The sequence below is a fragment of the Synechococcus sp. N19 genome (genome assembly GCF_900474045.1).
GTDB lineage: Bacteria > Cyanobacteriota > Cyanobacteriia > PCC-6307 > Cyanobiaceae > Parasynechococcus.
Genome location: NZ_UCNR01000018.1, coordinates 171,271 through 191,087 on the forward strand (window position 1 = coordinate 171,271; position 19,817 = coordinate 191,087).

The following is a 19,817-nucleotide window of genomic DNA, read 5'->3' on the forward strand; positions in this document are numbered from 1 at the left end:
AACGCCACACCTTCTGGGAATCACACCCCCAGCTGGAGCGTGGCGACGTGGCGGAATCGACGGGATCAACTGCACCACAGTGGATGTGACCCGCCACCAAACAGTGGCGGTCCGTGGCAGCTGGCACATCGCAATCTCTCTTACGTCCAATCAGAAGCTGCGGAGGGTGCTGCATTAATCAGCCCTGAGACAGCTTCCGGTGGGCCTTGTCTGCCTTTCTCAAAATTTTCTGCGCCTCTTCTCGTGTCAAGCACTCTTGAGCCCGGCAAGCGAGCTTGCGCAATTTTTTGTGCTGCTTGTCCGGGTTCACTGAGAAGTACAAATGCTCATTAACCAGAAGTCAACCAAAGCTGGAGTCGCTCAAGAGCCATCCGGTGAGGGCTTACTGACCTGTTGTTCCACAACCGCCCGCCGTCCTCACCGTGAGAACTCGGACGTATCAGCTCCCCCACCAGGTGTTTATTGGGTTTTCCGATGAAGTGGATGCTGCTTTTGGTGCTGGGGTGATTGGCGTCGGGACCCTGCTGAGGACGACTGCAACGCCGGTGCTGTGAGGCCGGAGGTGCCAGGCATGGCTATGCCAGCAATAGGGATCACCAAACGATGGAAGTCATCTACCTGATTTTTTTCTTCGTTACGAGGGGGGCCGCCTTTACCGACCAGGTGCCCCAGGCATCGATGGAGCAGTGCGAAGAAAACGGTGCTGAGCTCCAAAAGCTTTACCGCGAAATCAAGTTCAAATGCATCCCCGGGCTCGCGGAGGGTTCGGGCACACCGATCTCAACCGAGGAACTCATGAACCGCTACGGCTTCAATGATTCCTCCTACTGATTGGACGTAACTCCGCTTACGACAAGTCAGCGGACGGGTGGGTGGCATGGCCGCCAGCCCGTCTTTTTCATGGTGTTCCACGCCTCGATGGCGTTGTGCCGCAGCATCCGCCGCTGGGTCATCGGCACCGGCGGGCTAGGTGGCTTCCAGCTGTAGGTCGCCAACGTGACCCACTCGGCATGAGCGGTAGCCATGTCGTTTCTGAAGCGAACGACCTTCTGCTGTTGATCGTTCACGAGCCACCCCTCACCGCCAGCCTTGGCGGGACTGTCCTTGTAGCGGGGGCCTTCGTTGAACATGGCTACAACCTAAGGAGACGCCCCTCGGGCGCGTTTCTCACGCCATGGGATGGAAACCGACCGACGAGTTCTTCAACCGCGGCTTCGACGACGTGAAGGATCTGGTCGAGCACTGGATGGAGACCTACGGAGCCGACAACTACGCCTGCGCCCAGATGCTGCGGGCCATGTCCAACGTCGTTTACGAACCGACTGACGATCCAGAGGATCGAGAGCTTGAGGGCTGACCCGGGGCCCCGGGGAAGTTGCGCAACAGGAATTACCGAAAGCCTCCCTACCGCTTCGCACCGCTCCTCTGCAAGTACATCTGTACTTACAAGAAAACGATGCTGGCAATGGAGGAATGGGGCCACGCTGACGACCGCGTGATCCAGCGGCAGTACAGCAAGAAAGTCTGCATGTCGTGCGCGTGGTTCACCTACGGGATCGATGCTCACTGCCACACCTGCGTTGGCTGCGCCCTGATGGAGGCGTTGCTGGAGCAAGGACAACACCTCACTCATGGCTGCCGTAACTGGAAACCCGTGCATCACGTGGAAACGGGTCCCGCTGTCACTGCCTAACTACAACCCTGGGCATTAATTCTCATCGTGGGCACTGAATCCACAGTCATGCCAACGAGTTTTCGACATTTTGCGGTCTTGAGAGTTGCGTTCTCCGGTTTGCTCGGCTGGAGAATTAGATGAGGCGGGTAATGCACGAACTGCCTTTTTTATGCGCTTGTTTGACACCAAGGTCAGCGCCGGTAGTAGTGCGTCGGGTGACCGCGAAAGCCTTTCTGGTCAGCACCCAGAGCCATCATCTTGTTGAGCTGAGCGAAGCAGCCGACGACAACAGCGAACTGACCAACCTCTTCCGCCTTGCGCGCCGTGCGCTCCAGGCGTCCGAGGCACTGGAAAAGCAGATCACGCTGATTGATGTCTTCGTCGTTGAAAGCGTCCAGCCACTCTTTATGGGCTTCCTTCACGACAGTGCGGGCCTGTCGGCGGGTGACCCCCCATGTTTCGGAAGCAAGGGAAGTTAATTCCGAGAAGCCGACACCCTTGTCGATCTAAGCAACGGCCCACTGCTGGCGCTGCGCCTTCTCCTCCTTGGTGACTCTCTTGCGGGTCATAGCTACCTAGGGAGCAGTGGCTGACTGGTGATGGACTTCGGATTTAGGACAGCTAAGATTTGAAAAATCATATGGTCAAAACTAATTCCCAAAAGTGAAAGCAACAATTTTTACTGATTTTAGAGAAATTCCTTTATGGCTTCAGGAGCTTCTCCCACCAAACCAAAGAATAGAAAAATGGGATAGAGGCAATGAAATAAAAGACAATATAATTGTCGACCAAAGCATCCTGATATGCAAAAGTCGCGAAGAAAGCTTTGTGGCGCATTGCGAAAGGAGAGGCTTCAGGTATGGGGTAATTTCAATAAATGACGAGAATCTCGAAAATTATATGGGATATGCGACAAGCAGTAATTGCAAATTTGTAATCCGCGGATATTATCATCCCCATCTAGATTCATTACTTAAATACCTTGGAATGAGCCATAAGCTACTTCACATATACCCAGGAGTATCTGATTCATTTTTCAAAGAACTAAGCTCTGCTACTCCGCCCCCCGAGCTATCGCAAACCTGGTTTTTTGCGGGAGAAGACAAGCCTACTCGCAAGGCATTCTTGGAAAATTTTTATAATCTTAGAGGAGGAAAAATATTACTTACACGCGAAGGATTCCAGGAAGACAACAAAAAAAAGACTGCGTTGACAACACCCCATTACTACAATCTCCTAAGAAGTTCGATTTTCGCTCCGTGTCCTACTGGGTGGGTCAACATAGATACTTATAGATTCTACGAATCTCTTCATGCGGGATGCATACCAGTAGTTCTCACAAACGCCTGTCCAGAAAAAAGTGACTTGAGCTACTGGGAGGCTAAATTCCGACCATCGCGACCACTCCCTTTCGTGCAGGCCAAGAATTGGAAGGAAGCCCGGAAAATATGCGAAGATATGATAACCAATAATTCGGCCATAGAGGCAAGAAAAGAGTGTCAATATTTTTGGCTCAGTCTCAGGAATCACTGGAGAATTGAGATAGAGAATTTTTTTGAAGGAAGTTGGGATAAATGAACATAAGTCGCATGGATAACTCAGCTGAGGACCTTCGTTGCGGCGGTGAGTGGACGCAAGAACACTTGCGCTGGCGATCATCGATTGCCTTGTCGTGGAAGCTGAGCGATTCCACGACAACACCGATGACTTAGAGGCTCAGGTGATCGCCAAGTTCAAGGAACTGCCCCCAGTCGAATGGACCTGGGACAAGTTCAGCCGAGGCCAGACAAGAGGAGCAGGAACGCGACGCAACTGATTTGACAGTCGCAACCTGATTACGACGCTTCACCGGCCCCTGGTGCCCCAGTGGATCTGGGGGCCTTCTTTCGCAATCGTTCTTACGTCAAACCAATGGAGATGACCAACGAGATCCCCCAGGCCCTCCCACCGTTTGAGGTCATGGATGCGCTGATCAAGATGAGGGCCAACGCCGACACCCTGATCGAACACGGCGGCAGCCAAGAGATCTGGTCCTTCTACGAAGACTCACTGATGCGCCACTGCAACCTGTTCCTTAAACGAACGAAGGCATGGCACAAGACGTAGGAGTGGTGAGGGCTCACTGACCTGTTGATCCACAACCGGCTGCGGTCTTCACCATTGCCCTTGGGTTGGATCGCCCCGTCGCAAGGCGGGGTTTTTTATCGATGAAGTGGATGCTGCTTCTGGTGCTCGTGGTGATTGGCGTTGGGACCCTCATGGGGACGACAGCGCCGCCGGTGCTGTGAGCTGACATGACTCTGTTTTCACCGGTAAGGGGGCAAGAAGCTGTCCAAGCCACGTACGAATCAGAGATAAAGCCTGGGAAGCTGGTTGATGCTTTTGGCACAACAGCAGCAGAGGAGCACCTGTAGAGTTGTTAAGTTTTTTAACGACGCTATGGACAGCAAGTTCGGCTTCTCGTCTTTGGCTGAAACCTGGAATGGCCGCCTGGCAATGATGGGTTTCATCATTGGTCTTGGCACTGAGCTACTCACCGGTCAAGGGATCCTTTCTCAGATCGGGATGGGGTGATGCCCAAAGAGGAAATTGATGTTTGGGTACCCGAAACGCGTCTTGGGTACTTCAAGCTCTTTTACTTCGGAATGCTTGTGGCAGCGATTTGCGTCGGTGGGAACACAGCACTTGGCTCTCTTTGGCCAACCATGGCTATTGGGCAATGATCCGAGACCAGCCATAGGTTGTTCTCCGGATGCCTTCACTCCAATGACGGCGCTAGGGGTTGGAGAGCAACCATTGAGGGCCATGGCAACACGCGCTCCCACCCTTCATGAGACCACTCAACACAGCATTGGATTGATGCTTATTTGGTCTTTCATCGCAATCACTGTTTTGGTCACAGCTTTCCCCTTCTTCGCGGTCTTCCACTAAGGGAGGCATGGGCTCATTGAACCATTGATGTACAAGCGCCTGTCGTTCTCACCATGAGGACACGGAAATCCCCCCCCTGAGAGGGGGTCTTTTTTTGAGGTTTTTCAATGAAGTGGATACTGCTATTGGTACTCGCTGTGATTGGCGCAGGGACCCTGATGGAGACGACGGCGACGTCGCTGATTTGGCCCGAACAAATAGGACAAGAGTTATTGATCAATTGAACTCTCTTTTTAGCCATGTAGATCGATACACATAGAGCAATTGATACGACAGTGGACTAGCCAAGTATCAGGATAAGCAAGAAGCTCGCAACCATGTCTAACACTGAAACACCATCTTTCAATCGTCGCATTGGGGGAGTGTTGATCACTCAACTTTCTTCAAAGCTTCGTCTCAACCTTATTTTTCTTCTCACATGGGGCTGGGGCGTGTATTGGATCATCAACACTAGGCAATCAGATCCCAGTATTTTCATTGCGGGCCTGCCAGCAATGATTACTATTGCTGGCATTTGGCTGGTTCTTTTAAACAGAGGTCTTGACGTAAAATGAATAGTTCAAAGCAAGCCTCATTTGAGCTACCTCGACACTTTCGCTTCTATGGATTTTTATTCTTCATGGCGGGAAGTTTCTTTCACACCATAGATTTCCTAGGTGTCGAAAATACCGTCATCTGGGGAATGGAGCTGACCTTTTTTGGTTCCCTTGCGCTGTCATTATTATTGTGGACCCGCTATGCAGTTCACAGAAGACTCTGGAAATTTCTAGTCTAGCAAAATTACATGCTTGACCAAATCACGCCATTCAAGTATCTTATTTTTTGTTGATCAATCATGGCTGAAATCCAAAAGGGTTCAAAGGTCCGAGTAAAGCGAAAGGAATCTTATTGGTATAATGAAATAGGAATTGTAGCTTCTCGAGAGAAAGAGCCCACGAAATCAAGGTATCCAATTACCGTCAGGTTCGAGAAAGGCAATTACTATGGATTGCAAGGAACGGATGGCGGCAACAATACCAATAATTTTCATGCAAGTGAATTGGATTTGATCACCGAATAAAGAGGAAATAATCATAGAAATATTGCAATATTTTTTTCCATTCTTGTCAAAATTACAGGCAGGAAAGCTCCCCAGGAAAATCTCTAATTTAATTGGCAGGCGTTCGAAGCGCCTCTTGCAATAGAAATGCCGTTGAACTTGGAAAGCTCGATAGCCTGAAAATTACTGAACCACCTCTCGATAACCTCACGCTCCTCTTTGGTGCATTTTTCGAGGATTGTCTGCAATTCGATTTCCATCACAATTTGTATTTCGTCAAATTATGGCGACACTACCCAAAGAAGACGGTGAATTTACTGACAAAGACCTGTGAAATATGTATCACGAGTGCTTTTGATAAGTAAAAACACTCATCAGGGAAATGTAGTCCCTAAAACGAAACAGTTGATACACCCCCACTACTGAACTAATTCTCTGGTGCAACCTCCTAGCTGCAATCACCAATAGCTATCGGAAGGTCATTTCAATAAAAGCTCCAAGAGGTGGGGGATTTTTCGCCTTTCTGCCACGTGCACTCTCTTCTCTACTTCTTCTCGAACTTTTTTGAATGGGAACACCTGGACGTATCCGATCACCTGGCCTCAGTAGCAATAGACGCTCAGGCCGTGGATCACCAGAGCTAAGACAAGGGTGCTTCTTGAACATGAAGGCGGGGAGCACGCGAGGTCATCCACGCAGGGCTGCGGTGGTGGCTTCGCTTGTCTCAGTCCATGCCCACGTGCTCACGAGTCATCTGCTCCAGCACGGACAGGAACTCCGATTCCTCAGGTGTGTCATCAAACCTCGTAGCGCACTGAACGCAGAAGGTGATCCACGTCGCTGCCTCAACACCACTGGCCTCGATCACCAGTTGATAAGCACGGTCGAAGTCAGCCCCATCTTTGAGGAAGCAGCCGATAGCTTTGTAGAGGGCATCCATGCCATCCACTTGTGGGTCAGCAAAGACCGCACGGATCTCGTAACTAGATGCCATCTCTTATCACCTAGCCGAGCTCAGGCCAACGGTCCAGGCATTTGCCGAAGTCAATGTCCCAGCGTTCATCCTCGATGTTCTGATCACCAGCCAGAAAGTCGTTGCAGGCTTCGAAGTCTGAGTAGTTGTCATAGATGCCGCCATCATTCAGCTGAGCCGTAATACCCGTTGGATCAAGTCCCAAACCCAAGACGATGAGCAGAGCGGTGAAGTTCAAAGAAGCCACCAACCCAACAACAGGCCGATGACGAGGCCCTTCACCCAGACCAAGGCAGCCATCTGGTATTCAGTCCAGCCAAGCTTGGCCTTGAGCCAGAAGAATGCCTTCTTGTCTGCGAAAAAGAGAGCCTTAAAAGGTCGGACGATCCACTTCTTGATCTCCAAATTCAGGCTGGTATGGCTCAACAGGTTCTAGGGGCAACGCTTCTACCTGCCCATATCTCTCATCACGTCGCCTAGTGATCTGTTTGACCTTTGCTCGACCTTATTCAGATGATCGGCGTACCAACCAGCTTTGAAGACACCGGCGAATTTTTTGCCGAATGAGTTGGCACCGTTTTCCGCGCAACGGCCGCAGGTGGCACGTTTCGCCCGCCAGTATTGTCCGGGATTCTCACGTCAGTGCCTAAATCCGCGGCTGTATTCTCAGCTGTCTGCAGGGCTCCTCATCCGACGGCTCTCCCACCCAGCCTCCTGCACCAAGGGCATGATGAAGAAAATCCTGAAGCTCCTGGATGCTCTGGAGAGAGAAGTCTTTTCCTGCTAACGAAAGTCCACCACGTTGGTACGTCTCTTTTGGCCGCTGCCATCGCGTCATCTGAAGGTCACTGCACCTCCCGCCGGGGTGAAGGTGTTTGTGGAGTCCCCAAGCCTCCATCCAATGGTTTTTTCGTTTTAACCATTGGGCGCTGAGTGTCAGCGTTCGTTTCACGCCGACACAGCAAGCAACGGCCTGACTCTCTCTCTGGCGAGCTGGGAGTCAGTTCAGCGTTAGAAAGCTCTCAACATCGCTTTATTGCCTATGTCCACTTCAAAAGAACTTCAACGTCTTCAGCTGTTGAACTACACGAAAGCCAACGGTGAAGAGCTGGTTGGACTCTCCGTAGAACTAGCTGAAGACCCCAGTGGCGGCGTACAGGTAAGGGTTCTTATGGATTCAAATGTCGTTAGCGGGGTAACAGTGGTGCCCTTGCGACAAGGCGGCTGCTGCGACTAATCAGCAGCAATCACAACTTGAGCAACATTGGTCATCACCGGCATGACCATCAGCACATGACTGGGAGCAATAAATTTTTCCTTCTTTCTCGACGGCTTTTTGAGGGGAAACAACACAGCCGCAGGGCTCACACGCGCATTGCTGGTTTGTGATTGGCATTGATTCGACGATCAACTCCCCTTTTACTAGGTCAAACAAACAACCAGTGCAACTCTGAACCGAGGGAGTTGCACTTCACCTGACAGGAGGGAGGCAGCGCCTCCAGCCTGTCTTACGCATCGTCTGCCAAGCCTCAATCGCGTTATGCCGCAGCATCCGCTGTAGCTCAGTCCGCAGCGTTCTATGGCTTCGTCTCATTTGACCGCTCTCCTCGCCAAATCCGAAGGAACCTCAGCACATGACGGGGGTGATTGTGTCTTCGGAGGTTCCTTTGCTGGGCATCTCCATCCAATGGTTAGGCAATGCCATTGGGCGCTGAATCAAGCTCTGACTCCTTTTCTTACCGGGGAGGGGTCAGTTCAGCGTTACTTCACGGGTGAATTCAAAAGGTGTATGTCGATTGAGCAATCGAGTGCCGTTGGAGCTCTCAAGTCAGATCCGGTATTTCTGCTGGTCAAAGCAGGCATGACCGTGATCGTTCAAAGGGGAGGCAACTGGCGCATGGCTGACGTGATTCACGTTATTGGCAGCGTCAGAAGCCCCAGGGTTCCAAGGTTTTTCCAGGTGGCTGACGTCAGTACTGGTGTCATCAACTGGATCAAAGCTGACCTGGTGACTCATATCTTTCCAAGGGTCTGAATCATGAAAAAGCCGGGTGCAGTTTCCCCACGCAACCCGGCTACGCACTTTTCACCGTGATGTAGCTGGACTTCGCCCTCCCCGAGGACACTCTGTTCTGGCTCAACTGTTCAGCTCGATACATGAGCTAACTGGCGCATTGACTCAGGGGCGTGGGACCCTATCCAGCAATACGCTCAGATCGCTTACCAAACCATCTCCCTCTCCCTTCATCCCTGTGTTGATAGATCAGGCAGCAGGACGATCCTGCGCCTCCGCACCTCCAAGGATGGGAGTACCGCAAAGGAAACCCAATGACAGAGCCGCCATCGCTCAACGGACACTTCATCCTGCGAATCCAGTGCTCAAACGGAGGGCAGCTCCCAGCACCCAGGCACTGAGGAGTACGACAAGCAAGACGTAGAGAAACCGTATGGACAACAGATACTCAGGCTCCTAATCCGTAGGTGAATGTCTTCACTGCATTAGAGCTCTGTTTTTAGTCAGCACCTGCCTGGTCATCATGCTGGACACCCAAGAAGCAAAAACCCCGGCATAGCCGGGGTTCTTACTGACCTTGGACGGTTCATTGTTTATAGAACGCAGCGAGGCATTAATGAGGAATTTACGCACAAAAGATACATGTCAATAGATCAAAGGGGGCCATCTCCCCTTTCGCTGATTCAACGAAAGAGAAGAATGCATTGGCCCGTCGATCCCGTCCAAGGACGACCTAGCAATCATGCCCCAAAAGGGCTCTTATTGATAGTGATAAACATTCTCAATTAATGCAAATCCGTCACTAAGTGTAAATACTCAATAATATTCAACCGTTTCGCTGCGAGGAATTAGCTCAGCTGACCGCTACAGGGTCGCGATCAGGCGAAACAGCCAGGCCACAAGGCCAGTCAAGATCAGTTGCTCAACATTCGGACGGATTCCACCGTCATCTTCACGCCAGTAGACGTCCTGTTTTCACTGTCTCAGGCACCCTAGGACAAACCAATAGATCTATAGAGCAAATGACCGCTTGTCCGTCTACCAAGAGCTTCGACCCTTTTGAAGAATGCTCAGCTGTCTAATCGAAATTTAATGACAGCATGATGTCCTCAACCCATTAATTAAGTAACACCAAGTCCATTAAATAGCTCTTTATGAACAACAAAGGTGTGGTACAGAACTGTTCCTCCTTCGGGTTCGAGGCGCTCGCCATCTGAATTAAATCCAATACTGCATACGAGATTTCCCATCCAGCTAATTTGATCTGGACTTTGGCTTGCAGACCATTTCAACATTTGCTCAGTATGTTCAGGAAGTGAGACCGCTATCTTCTCGCAGGCTTTGGTGAGACGGTAGAGCGCCGGTGGTTTTACTGGGAGGTTGAGTGATTTCCTCAAAGAAAGCTCATCGAATATTCCGATATATCGAATATGCTCAATGATATCTAGTTCTTCATTGTCCAAACCTACATTTTTAAGTGCAATCTCGAAAGCTTCTATATTCAGCTTAGGTCGGTTAATCATGCCAGGCGTTCCTCGTAAATGCTTTCTTGTGGCGCTAAGGCCAAGTTAGCGCCAAAGGAGAAAAGAAAAGTTTAAGTTTTGAGCTGGTGCAGATAAATACGGAAATCCGACTCAGCGCATTGGCCGCTCTCACCAAAAGTCGAATTACGACGTGAGGTTTTACCTATTGAAAATTCTGCTTATTGCGTTTCAAAGGGTCAAGTCAATTTTTATAGGTACCTCTGATGAGTCAACAAAAAGAGCCAACCTGTCCGATGCCTCAACCTCAGCCCGCCTGCCCGATGAAAAGAGGAAGTTCAGAGGAGTAATCCTTATCGGATTTCAAAGAGGAAGATCAAGTAGAAAAAAGGGGGCATATGCCCCCTTTTTTATCCCGAACATCACTGATGTTCCCACTTCTTTGAGAGGACGCAAGGGTCAGCTGTTGCGGTGCAGCCAAAAAAAAGGCGGGTTCTTCACGCCCGCCTCATCCGTCTTTTTTCTTCGGGTGTCACGCCTTAGAAATCCGCAGCTCTGCGGAGCGAGAAGCTAAAGGTTCAGAACGAACGTCTGTGGACTCTGGGCCCGGCTGATGAATTGATCCCCAGCCCGCACATCCAGTCGAGCTGGCGGATGGCAGCCACCACCGCTCTTGGGTTCTTGGCCTGGCCGGCGGTCTCCAGCAAGGTCTGAACGCACAAGGCCAACATCTCTTGCCGGTCGAGGTCTGTGCCTTCGATGTCGTCATGGACCTGACGCCATGCCCGCTTGATGAGCTTGTAGCCCTGCGCTCTGGAGACCCCCCATGCCTGTCTCGCATATTGGAGACAAGCGGTGTTGGGCTCACCCGCCAGGATCATTCCCTGGAGGTGATCGACTCGCTCGGCAGTGGCTTCGGCGTTGGCTTTTGCCATGACCAGTCAGGTTCCGTATTCAGCAGGTGGGCGATCAGTTCGCGGTGGGTGATGAGCACGATCCCGGCGAAACACGGCAACACGTCGGGCAACGCGTCCGGGTATCGCCGATGAGTTGACGCAAGAAAACTTGCGACGATCCGGAGTTCGGGCGAGATCATTCATGAGGGGATAATTCCCCAAGCAAAAACCCAAAAAGAAACAACAATCCGTACTAAAATATAAGTGCGAGGGGTGCCCTAGCAATCAATAAGAGGGGGACTGGTGAATAACCGTCCTCCTTTTTATCGCCTCTTCTTAATTAAGAGCAACTGAAGGCAACTGACAACCGCTCTTTAAGCAATTAGCCTTCGCAAAAGAACAAACGCATAAGGAGGCAAGCTTGGGCAGAGTCGAGCTTCGCGACGCAAAGATCCCCAGCTTTCCAGGAATCTTTGCCGACCACTATTGGCTACTGGTGCTTCATGCCGGTGAGGACAACAAGCTTCAGAAATGTGATAGATGGGAGACATGGCAACATGCCAACTGCAACGATTCAAGCTGGGGCCACCTTCATAAGAATCTTCTAGATCCCTACCAAGGCGTTGGCAACGGGCCATCACAATTAATTCAAAAATGGATAGATAAAGAGGCTGTCTTGATAATCAAGAAAGTTGAATCCTCTCCATAAACCTATACATTCATCAATAAGTACAGATACTGGCCTGGCCCGAACAGCAATACATTCGCCCAATGGATCGTCCAAGGCAAAGCAATTCTCCGCTCAAGAGCAATAGGCAGAAACTATCCAATACCAGAAAAATATCAAGCCAATACAAACCGAAAGCAGCAGTTCTGACGACACGTTCATCCGCATCAGTCGCAAGTTGGTTTACGGCAAATTTCTTGCATATTCTTAGTTGCTTATTTTTTGCAGGAAGCCTGGCATGCGCGCTAATTCTTTATTTATTTTAGTCAGCATTGTACTGCAGCTCGTATAGACAACTACATCTGTCATCTTGACAAGATTATGGATCTTTAGGAAGCCCACTTGGTTCTCAATTCTCGCAAACGTTACTTGCCATGAGTCTGGATTGGGTCTTCCAACTTGCCTCACTGTTATTTGAGTCCAGAAAGAACTACGTCTGTCAGCGGCTTGGTAGTGGTGGGTTATCGCGCCATCAACTTTTGTGACCTTCTGAAAGCCAATCTCCTGTAGCTGAGCACTCCAATCATTTACTTTTTGTGTCATGAGCTGTAGGCTGCTAATTCTCTGATTGTGATGTCTAGTTTGGACTAACAATCAAAATTACTAAAGAAATAATGCTTCCAAAATTCATTAGATTGACTAAAAATTATTACTTCAGCTGGTGCCAAATGGAACTAATATAAAAATCAAATGCAGCCAATGAGCAATCCTAAAATTATTAATTGATTATGGATGTAACGAAGCTGTACTTAATCATTGCAAGCCTGCATAGGATGCAGCCATGATTCTCTTAAAATGTAGAGTGATCGAACACTCGCCGTGGGTTGATTGGTGTTGGATAATTCAGGGCGATGCGTTTCTGCGCTGACAATAGGAGGGAGTGATTCCGCTGGTGGTGCTGGTATCCAGGCGGACCTAAAAACCTTCCAGCATTTTGCTATCCATGGTTCTTCTGTGGTCACGTGTGTGACGGCCCAGAACAGTCTTGGTGTTACGCATGTCGAACCTCTTAGTTCTAACTCGGTAAGTCAGCAAATTAAGGCGGTTTTTTCGGACCTTGTTATTCCTGCCGTAAAGACTGGAATGTTGTATTCATCAAGTACCATCGAGACTGTTGCTGAAGAATTGCGATTATTTGATGGATCCATAGTGGTCGATCCTGTAATGGTGTCTCGAGCAGGATCAAGGCTGATACACAAGGATGCTGTCAAAAAGTATAAGGAGCTTCTGTTCCCGCTTACTACGTTATTAACGCCCAATCTTCATGAGGCTGCTCTCCTTACAAAACGCGAGATTAACGACAAAGTCGATGTAGAGAATGCGGCTCAGTACTTACTGGAACAAGGCCCTAATGCTGTGTTGATTAAAGGTGGAGGATTATCTGAACTGGTAGGTCAGGATTTTTTCTGTACTCGTGAAAATCCTGGCGTCTGGCGATCGCAACCGGTCATTGCAACGCCTCACACTCACGGGACTGGATGCACCCTCAGTTCCGCAATAACGGCGGCTCTTGTACTCGGGATCCCATTGGCAGAATCAGTGATTAAGGCAAAGATTTACTTAGACCAAGCGCTACTACAACCAGTTATCTTTGGGTATGGTCCCGGATCTGTTGGTCATAGCTTCAAATGGGCAGCTTATTGACCTGTTCCCAATTTGCAACTTTCAGCCCCAATGCATTAATGAAAGACAAATCACTCTCGCCGAAATGATTCATCCAATCCTTGTCTTTGAATGCCACGACCTGAGTCAGAAGCTTGGCTGCTGACTGTGAAGCCCAAAAAGCCTCAAGACGCTGCAGCTGGGCTTCACGCAGTACGGCAAAGATGCTGAGGATGTAGCCAATCGTCGATTAGCGTTTACAACTGCGAGAGGCACAAGTGTTGAAATCAAAAATATGGAACATCGTTGAAACCATGAGAGTATGCATCAACATAAATATTGAAGGCATTAAATCAATCTAATTTATTAAGTATCAGTCTTTCCCGATTAAACATAAACAGGCCAAATGAGAAGGCAAAAGAAATTGCGAAGGTGAAGGGAATGTAGAGGTACCAACGTTTCATGCCAACGCGCATACCTTCGGCTGCATAAAAGATAAAAGACGCAATTAGTACAAGTGTCAGATCAGCTGCGATGAAACCGGCGGATGCATTGGCCCAGACTCCAGCTGAGAAAAGGTTGACGATTTCAACTGGATCGGTGAGCCCTAATGCCTCTGTTTCTTTTACGAATTTATAAATGCAATACCAAGGCCAGCCGATTCCTGCGGCTGTAAGTGCTCCGTAAAGGCCAAGGCGCAGCTTTTGCATAACTCAAAATTATTTCATAAATTCTCCCATTGTTGATGGCCTATATCAGTTTCGTATAAGCGTTTTGCTTGTTGCAAATGTACGCTGCCACCCGTATCACAACCCATAAGATTTTGTAGAAACAATTTTTTCATGGTGCCAACACAAATACAATTCAATCTAACGATGCCTCCAAAGAAGTCGACACTAAAAAGTTATTGACCCTTACTCCCAGCAGGCATGTTTTAAATACCATTACACCAAATAGAAAATCAAAAGAAGCACTATTACAGGAATTCCAAGCTCCACCTTCTATCATCAGAACAACCCCAATGATGAAGATTAAGAACAAGAAATAACTATGAAAAACTACTTAAGTGCCGAAGCTTATTCGGCTTAACTGGGATACCAATTCATTTGTATAAGTAAACCAAGCAACGACACTCCCCAATAGTCCACCTAACCAGAAATAATTTTGAAATTCAGACCAGCTTCCATGACTAAATAAATGTTCTGGCAGATCAGAAATAGTAGGATTAGATGGCGGCTTATAAAAGCTACCTCCAGCCTGGCCATATAGATAAAAAAGCGTAGCAAGAATAGTTATACTACCAACAGTTGAAAAGAGTCCGATTATTTCTGAATATTCAGAATTACGCATTGGCCCAAGTATCGTAAATGGGCCATATAAGACAAAACCAAATGCTGCGCCAAGCTGGATACCACGTGACTTAATAGAAAGCCCTTTTCGGTAAATAGGGAGAGAATTGACAATCGCCTTGATCGCAATATTACTGTTAACTGGCGTTATCAAATCACCTGCGCAAGGATCACCAAAGGGCTTCACCATAGAGAGCAGTTCTTTGTTATCTGCCATTATTTAGCTAGTTAGTTCTTCTATCGTGCACTCTAAAGGCATTGGCTCCTTTACAAACAGCACAAGTGCACAACATTTTTATCAATACATAGCACTTCATTTGCTACGCAGGCCAGGATCCCTATGAGCGATTAAACCTATAAAACTCTTGCGAATTTTTGTTTTATCAGCATGTAAAATCTAGCTACTTACCTGATTAAATCTCCTCGTTTGATCATACAATGAATGAATTCATCAGTCGCAATCGGTATTACGTCAAAAAGGGCATCAACCCAATTTGAGAGATGAACTCTCACCAGGCTCAGCAAGAACGTAGTGAGATGTGGTTCCCGTCGAGCTGTGACCGAGCGTCGCTGAAAGGGTGAAAACATCCACCCCCCGGCGAATCGCATGAGTGGGATGGGTGTGACGGCAACGGTGCGGGTGGAGCCGGACATTTGCCTCCCGTCCCCACATCGCCATGCGAGCGTCCACCGCCTGACGGGTCAATGGACCATTCCTTTTATTACTTAGGAAAAGCCAGTCGCCACGCTCGCCGCGGCCAAGGGACTCGAACAGCTTCAGCGTGTCGGTGCTGACGCGAATGGTGCGGTGCTTGCTCCCCTTACCCAGCAGGCGAACGTTGCCGCACTCATCCAGCGGTTCGATGTCTTCCCACCGCAAACGGCACAGCTCCGATGAACACCTCCTCGACTTCAGCCAAGGCGGCAGGGTCCAAGTCCATGTCGGCAATGGTGCTGGCGACCAGCTCACGAGTGATCCGTAACCACTCCTTTCGCGACGCTGACCGGGGCCAATGATTTTCTTGGCCGATGAAGTCCAACAGCGGCGTGTCGGGACATATGCCATCAAGGACATTTGCCACTATCAACCAAGCCCAAAATACTTATTACTAATTTACCAATAACTCAAGCCTGTAAAGGGGGAACAGTGTTATCGCCCCAGTAGCTCCACATCTGGTTATTCATTGCCGTAGTTGACCCATCTCCAGTCGTCATGGCTTGAATCTGACTGGTACTCAGGTTGCCTCCGGTATAGACCGCCTCAAGGGTACCTTTGGCATAGATTCCAATGCCGGTGACGCCGCGTGCTGTGACGTTATCGACCACTGAGATGTCAGGAGTGAAGACACCAATGATCTTGATCTCATCAGTGGCGTCTAGGCCTTCAATAAAGTCAGCCTTCTCCCCGTTAGGGCTGTTACCAGCCTTTCCATACCACCAATTACGCAAGTGCTGATCGGACTTAATAGCTATGAGATCCTTTGAGCCATCCTGCTGATCCTTGAAAGTGTTCCAGCCAAAATCACCATGTAGTTCGTCTGAACCAGCTCCACCATCAATAATGTCTCTTCCATTACCACCATGAATTAAATCAGCACCACCTCCGCTCTCTAAAATATCCCAACCAGCAAGGCCACGAAGAGTATTTGCATGCTCATTACCTACAAGAATTGATGTATCAATCGAAATATCTTGAGACGAAGGAAGACTAAAAGAGTTGAAAGAAAGTTGCTTTGCCTGAAGAAAATTTTCAGTCGCTTCGTGGCTCATCTTATTGACGCGGTTCACTGAAACCTCATGGGCCCAAGTATTACTTTTAGTGTGAATAGTTAGTTCGCTTGCCATCGGATCAAATTTGCCGGAGACTTCATTCAAGCCTGTTCTGATCCACGAATCAGCAATATAGTCTACACTTGAAATTGACCAATAATTTAATTTTTTTGGCGCAGGATTGCCAGAGGACCAGTCATTCTGCTGCCCCCAATGACTTTCAAGTGCCTGCCAGTCATTATCAGTTAGACTATTAGGCCATATGCCACCAAGAGGCGAACGATAAGACATTATTGTTTCCTCTGGATAAGTGCTAGTCCAAGCATCATTATTATCACCATATAAATCTCCGTCGTCAGCCGAGAATGGATGCTCCATGCCAAGAGAATGGGCTATTTCGTGGATGAGACCATAGCGAAAATATCTTTGATTTCCAAAATCATCTCTGTCCAAGAATATTTCCCAAAAATAACCTGTCTCATCTGAGAAATTGGTAACCGCTAGGCCGAGAGTTTGCCCATCACCACCCAAATCAATTTCCTTATCAATATAAATATTGATATCTGAGCTCGAACTGTCGGAGGTTAAGGCAAAATCAATGCCCAAGCGATGGTCGAGGTCATCAATCAAAGATTGTACAAAGTCAATATCGTCATCATTCCAAGCCAACGCATCAATAATTTGCGATCCATACGGACCGCCGGAGACAGAAGTTGGTCCCTTGGAATTATGTAGGTAAATGTCTATTACTTGATCTTCGCTCAAGGCCTGATCAGTAACCGATGTAAACCTTGGGTCTATTAGATACTGAGAGTCAATGCTTTTCATTTGGCATATTATCTCGAAACACTGAATGCATCACAAGTATACCTGAGAATCACGAATAGACAGCAGGAAGCCTTTGATGCTGATTCGTGAGCATGATGCTCAAATGGGCTTGTCATTGCTGACTAGTCCAGTATCTTGCCAAGGTATCTGTTCAGTCTCGAAATGGCTTTCGAAGATTTCGCAGAGTATGGCCAATACACCGTAAATAGCGATTGGACATCAATCACGCTTTCGAAAGCATATACCAGAGACATAGCGATTTTTGCTGAAGTAAACAGCTTTAATGATGGTGATCCAAGTAGTAACCGTGCAAGAAATATACTTGCACCTGTAGAGATTAGGCTACAAAATATCTCCAAGGGCTCAGGGGCTACGCCAGCGTCGTTTGATATAAAAATTCAAAGGCCATATGGCTATTCAACTACTCACCCCAATGAAACAGTTTCATACCTTGCTATTTCATCTGGTACTTGGGATTTAGTCGATGGCTCAAGATTGGAAGTAGGAGTTTTTGACAGGAAACATCTGAAAAACAATAAATTTCAGTCTGTCGTCTTTAACTCCTCCTTCAGCAATAAGCCTGGGGTTATATCCCAGGTTCAAACATACATTGGCGATCAATGGATTACACTGAGACAAAAAAATATTAATGAAAACGGTTTTAGTATTGCACATCAAGAGGATGAATACTACAATAAACATGGTGACAAATCTCACAAAATCGAATCATTGGCATATCTTGCCTTTGATGATGGATTTTCGACAACTGACGGTAACAGCCTTCTTGAAGGAAGAATCCTTGATTCCTCATCAGAAAAAATAGATCATACCGGCGAGACATTCTCATTTTTAACTACAAGTTATCAGCAAAGTCCTGTCTTAATCACACAAAATTCGTCCAGAAATGGTGGGGATCCTTCCAAAACACGCTTATCTTCATTATCTAGTGACCAATTCGATGTATATATCCAAGAGGATCGTTCTAGAGACAATGAGACTTGGCACAAATATGAAGAGTTCAGCTACTTTGCCGTAGGAGATGGAACTAAATTTCAAGGGGAATTTGTTGATCCTGCAGCAGCACCCTCTATTCAAGGATTTTCTGGGAATCCTGGCGATGCCTCTTCTTCGATAACTATAAATGAAAATACAACTGAGATAGGTACTCTCGGAGCAAACGAATCTGTTAGTTGGTCTGTTTCTGGCGGAGCAGATTCAACACTTTTTTCAATTAACAGCACAACTGGAGAATTATCTTTTAATTCGGCACAAGACTATGAATCTCCCGGCGACGCCGACTCGAATAATGATTTTATTGTGCAAGTTACGGCAACAGATTCTGATAGCAATACATCGAGTCAATCTATCACCATAAATGTCGGAGATATAGACGAAGTTGCTCCGGTAGCCCACGATAATTCTGAGACTTTATCTGGCAGTAACATTGCAGGAGACATGACAATATTAAGCAACGATTCTGACAATATTGATTCGCCTAGTTCTCTTGAGATTTACTCAGTAGGTGGAACTTTATTCGAAGACCTAGACGATTCAGAGCACACCACTTACGATTCATCTAATGAATACAAGCAAATAAGTGGAACTAGCGGAACACTTTACATTAAACAAAATGGCACTGCTTATTACATAAAGACATCTAGCGCAAGCCTAAGATCTTCTTCACCAACAAATTTAAGACTAGGCAGCAGTGTCAAACTTTTTACGACGGCCCTGATAGCCTCAGGATCTAGTAATAGTGAAAGCATTAATACTTCCCAATCACTTTCTACGTCATCGATAGATAGCTTTGATTACGTCATAAAAGACAGCTCTGGAAACACATCTAACACTGCAAAAATCTTACTTTCGACGACATTAAATCAACCAGCAGAAGCGCCGTGCTTTGCATCCAATACGAACATTCTCCTAGAAGACGGCACCCAGAAATTAGTTCAAAACCTTATACAAGGGGATAGAGTTATGACTCACCGCGGAGTGAGAGAGGTGCTTTGGATTGGTAAAAAATACTTCAGCCAAAATGATTTAAAATCAAAAAAGAGAGATTGCCCAATCGCCTTTCTGCCAGGCTCTTTAGGCGAAAATATTCCTACGAAAGCGCTATACGTGTCTGAAGGGCATTATCTCTATATAAATGGGAAACTCATAGCTGCTGGATGCTTGGTCAATGGAATCAATATTGTTAGAGTCAGCGCAAATATCCTTATAAACGGAGTTTGCTACTGGCATATTGATCTCGGCCAAGAAGAGCTTGTCATGTCAAATGCCTGCTGGACTGGATCATATTATTGCTTTTTTAATAGAAGAAACTTCAGCAATCACTCTGATTTTGCAGGAGATCCAGACAGATGCACAAAAAAACTAGATTTACCTAGACACGCCTCAGTTTACGAAGTAAAAGAAGATTACAAGTACCTCACAAGGCGTGCTATGGACATGATTGATAACAAAATATCAGAATCTGAGGGGCAAAGAATGTCGTCATCCTGCAAATGACAATTTTCCACGTGATAT

25 protein-coding genes and 1 pseudogene are annotated in these 19,817 nt (G+C 47.6%); 13 read left to right on the plus strand and 13 right to left on the minus strand.

Annotated features, from left to right (window positions below):
* The first annotated feature begins 663 nt into the window (after positions 1–663).
* Positions 664–831 carry a hypothetical protein gene (locus tag DXY02_RS11870; RefSeq protein ID WP_206749646.1) on the plus strand — a complete coding sequence of 56 codons (168 nt, stop codon included), beginning with the start codon at positions 664–666 and terminating at the stop codon, positions 829–831.
* A 26-nt stretch (positions 832–857) separates the two neighbouring features.
* On the opposite strand, the gene DXY02_RS11875 is transcribed toward DXY02_RS11870, so the two are convergent.
* The gene (locus DXY02_RS11875) at positions 858–1,130 is read right to left on the minus strand and encodes a DUF1651 domain-containing protein (RefSeq protein ID WP_114989525.1); all 273 of its coding nucleotides are present in this window, start codon (positions 1,128–1,130) and stop codon (positions 858–860) included.
* A 44-nt stretch (positions 1,131–1,174) separates the two neighbouring features.
* On the opposite strand from DXY02_RS11875, the gene DXY02_RS11880 reads away from it, so the two are divergent.
* Together DXY02_RS11880 and DXY02_RS11885 are read left to right on the plus strand one after the other, a co-directional pair.
* Positions 1,175–1,357: a hypothetical protein gene (locus DXY02_RS11880; protein WP_114989526.1), complete on the plus strand. Its 183-nt coding sequence runs from the start codon at positions 1,175–1,177 to the stop codon at positions 1,355–1,357.
* 18 nt (positions 1,358–1,375) lie between these two features.
* The gene (locus tag DXY02_RS11885) at positions 1,376–1,693 is read left to right on the plus strand and encodes a hypothetical protein (protein ID WP_114989527.1); all 318 of its coding nucleotides are present in this window, start codon (positions 1,376–1,378) and stop codon (positions 1,691–1,693) included.
* Between the two features lie 173 nt (positions 1,694–1,866).
* Here the strand turns inward: DXY02_RS11885 and DXY02_RS13015 are convergent, their stop codons facing one another.
* Positions 1,867–2,097, minus strand: coding sequence for a hypothetical protein (locus DXY02_RS13015; protein WP_244594223.1), 231 nt, complete (start codon positions 2,095–2,097; stop codon positions 1,867–1,869).
* Between the two features lie 241 nt (positions 2,098–2,338).
* Between DXY02_RS13015 and DXY02_RS11895 the strand changes: the two genes are divergently transcribed.
* The 6 genes from DXY02_RS11895 (at position 2,339) to DXY02_RS11915 (ending at position 5,666) form a co-directional block, all read left to right on the plus strand.
* Entirely contained in the window at positions 2,339–3,253 is a 915-nt protein-coding gene (locus tag DXY02_RS11895; protein ID WP_137024531.1) for an exostosin family protein, read from the plus strand.
* A gap of 94 nt (positions 3,254–3,347) precedes the next feature.
* Positions 3,348–3,491: a hypothetical protein gene (locus DXY02_RS12785; protein WP_170951580.1), complete on the plus strand. Its 144-nt coding sequence runs from the start codon at positions 3,348–3,350 to the stop codon at positions 3,489–3,491.
* Positions 3,492–3,592: 101 nt separating this feature from the next.
* Positions 3,593–3,781: a hypothetical protein gene (locus DXY02_RS12790; RefSeq protein WP_170951581.1), complete on the plus strand. Its 189-nt coding sequence runs from the start codon at positions 3,593–3,595 to the stop codon at positions 3,779–3,781.
* Between the two features lie 333 nt (positions 3,782–4,114).
* Positions 4,115–4,249, plus strand: a complete 135-nt coding sequence (locus tag DXY02_RS11910) for a high light inducible protein (protein ID WP_114989573.1) — start codon at positions 4,115–4,117, stop codon at positions 4,247–4,249.
* 674 nt (positions 4,250–4,923) lie between these two features.
* Positions 4,924–5,160 (plus strand): hypothetical protein, encoded by a 237-nt coding sequence (locus tag DXY02_RS12295; protein WP_137024533.1) that lies wholly within the window; start codon positions 4,924–4,926, stop codon positions 5,158–5,160.
* 281 nt (positions 5,161–5,441) lie between these two features.
* Complete coding sequence (locus DXY02_RS11915) at positions 5,442–5,666, plus strand: photosystem I reaction center subunit IV (protein ID WP_114989531.1); 225 nt, start codon at positions 5,442–5,444, stop codon at positions 5,664–5,666.
* A 703-nt stretch (positions 5,667–6,369) separates the two neighbouring features.
* Here DXY02_RS11915 and DXY02_RS11920 read toward each other — a convergent pair.
* The 5 genes from DXY02_RS11920 to DXY02_RS11940 all read right to left on the minus strand — a co-directional run bounded on the left by DXY02_RS11920 (position 6,370) and on the right by DXY02_RS11940 (position 8,212).
* The gene (locus DXY02_RS11920; protein ID WP_114989532.1) at positions 6,370–6,639 is read right to left on the minus strand and encodes a hypothetical protein; all 270 of its coding nucleotides are present in this window, start codon (positions 6,637–6,639) and stop codon (positions 6,370–6,372) included.
* 10 nt (positions 6,640–6,649) lie between these two features.
* A complete protein-coding gene (locus tag DXY02_RS11925) occupies positions 6,650–6,865 on the minus strand; it encodes a hypothetical protein (RefSeq protein WP_137024535.1) in 216 nt (71 codons plus the stop codon).
* Positions 6,853–7,044, minus strand: a complete 192-nt coding sequence (locus DXY02_RS12300) for a hypothetical protein (protein ID WP_137024537.1) — start codon at positions 7,042–7,044, stop codon at positions 6,853–6,855. The genes DXY02_RS11925 and DXY02_RS12300 overlap by 13 nt, the downstream gene beginning before the upstream one ends.
* Before the next feature lie 811 nt (positions 7,045–7,855).
* Positions 7,856–8,014, minus strand: a complete 159-nt coding sequence (locus DXY02_RS11935) for a metallothionein (protein ID WP_114989535.1) — start codon at positions 8,012–8,014, stop codon at positions 7,856–7,858.
* Positions 8,015–8,089: 75 nt separating this feature from the next.
* On the minus strand, positions 8,090–8,212 hold the full coding sequence (locus DXY02_RS11940; protein ID WP_114989536.1) for a DUF1651 domain-containing protein: 123 nt from the start codon (positions 8,210–8,212) through the stop codon (positions 8,090–8,092).
* A gap of 195 nt (positions 8,213–8,407) precedes the next feature.
* Between DXY02_RS11940 and DXY02_RS11945 the strand changes: the two genes are divergently transcribed.
* Positions 8,408–8,653: a DUF3104 domain-containing protein gene (locus DXY02_RS11945; RefSeq protein ID WP_114989537.1), complete on the plus strand. Its 246-nt coding sequence runs from the start codon at positions 8,408–8,410 to the stop codon at positions 8,651–8,653.
* Positions 8,654–9,753: 1,100 nt separating this feature from the next.
* On the opposite strand, the gene DXY02_RS11950 is transcribed toward DXY02_RS11945, so the two are convergent.
* Positions 9,754–10,155, minus strand: coding sequence for a hypothetical protein (locus tag DXY02_RS11950; RefSeq protein WP_114989538.1), 402 nt, complete (start codon positions 10,153–10,155; stop codon positions 9,754–9,756).
* A gap of 536 nt (positions 10,156–10,691) precedes the next feature.
* Entirely contained in the window at positions 10,692–11,048 is a 357-nt protein-coding gene (locus DXY02_RS11955) for a hypothetical protein (protein WP_114989539.1), read from the minus strand.
* Between the two features lie 382 nt (positions 11,049–11,430).
* Here DXY02_RS11955 and DXY02_RS11960 point away from each other — a divergent pair.
* Positions 11,431–11,886, plus strand: a pseudogene (locus DXY02_RS11960) (DUF3750 domain-containing protein).
* A 684-nt stretch (positions 11,887–12,570) separates the two neighbouring features.
* Positions 12,571–13,380, plus strand: coding sequence for a bifunctional hydroxymethylpyrimidine kinase/phosphomethylpyrimidine kinase (gene thiD / locus DXY02_RS11965; protein WP_170951582.1), 810 nt, complete (start codon positions 12,571–12,573; stop codon positions 13,378–13,380).
* Positions 13,381–13,691: 311 nt separating this feature from the next.
* On the opposite strand, the gene DXY02_RS11970 is transcribed toward thiD, so the two are convergent.
* The 4 genes from DXY02_RS11970 to DXY02_RS12305 all read right to left on the minus strand — a co-directional run bounded on the left by DXY02_RS11970 (position 13,692) and on the right by DXY02_RS12305 (position 17,222).
* The gene (locus tag DXY02_RS11970) at positions 13,692–14,048 is read right to left on the minus strand and encodes a DUF2834 domain-containing protein (RefSeq protein WP_114989541.1); all 357 of its coding nucleotides are present in this window, start codon (positions 14,046–14,048) and stop codon (positions 13,692–13,694) included.
* Between the two features lie 352 nt (positions 14,049–14,400).
* On the minus strand, positions 14,401–14,904 hold the full coding sequence (locus DXY02_RS11975) for a photosystem I reaction center subunit XI (RefSeq protein WP_114989542.1): 504 nt from the start codon (positions 14,902–14,904) through the stop codon (positions 14,401–14,403).
* A 267-nt stretch (positions 14,905–15,171) separates the two neighbouring features.
* A complete protein-coding gene (locus tag DXY02_RS11980) occupies positions 15,172–15,636 on the minus strand; it encodes a tyrosine-type recombinase/integrase (protein ID WP_244594224.1) in 465 nt (154 codons plus the stop codon).
* Between the two features lie 176 nt (positions 15,637–15,812).
* Entirely contained in the window at positions 15,813–17,222 is a 1,410-nt protein-coding gene (locus DXY02_RS12305) for a hypothetical protein (protein ID WP_137024540.1), read from the minus strand.
* A gap of 225 nt (positions 17,223–17,447) precedes the next feature.
* On the opposite strand from DXY02_RS12305, the gene DXY02_RS11995 reads away from it, so the two are divergent.
* A complete protein-coding gene (locus tag DXY02_RS11995) occupies positions 17,448–19,799 on the plus strand; it encodes a Hint domain-containing protein (protein WP_114989545.1) in 2,352 nt (783 codons plus the stop codon).
* Positions 19,800–19,817 lie beyond the last annotated feature (18 nt).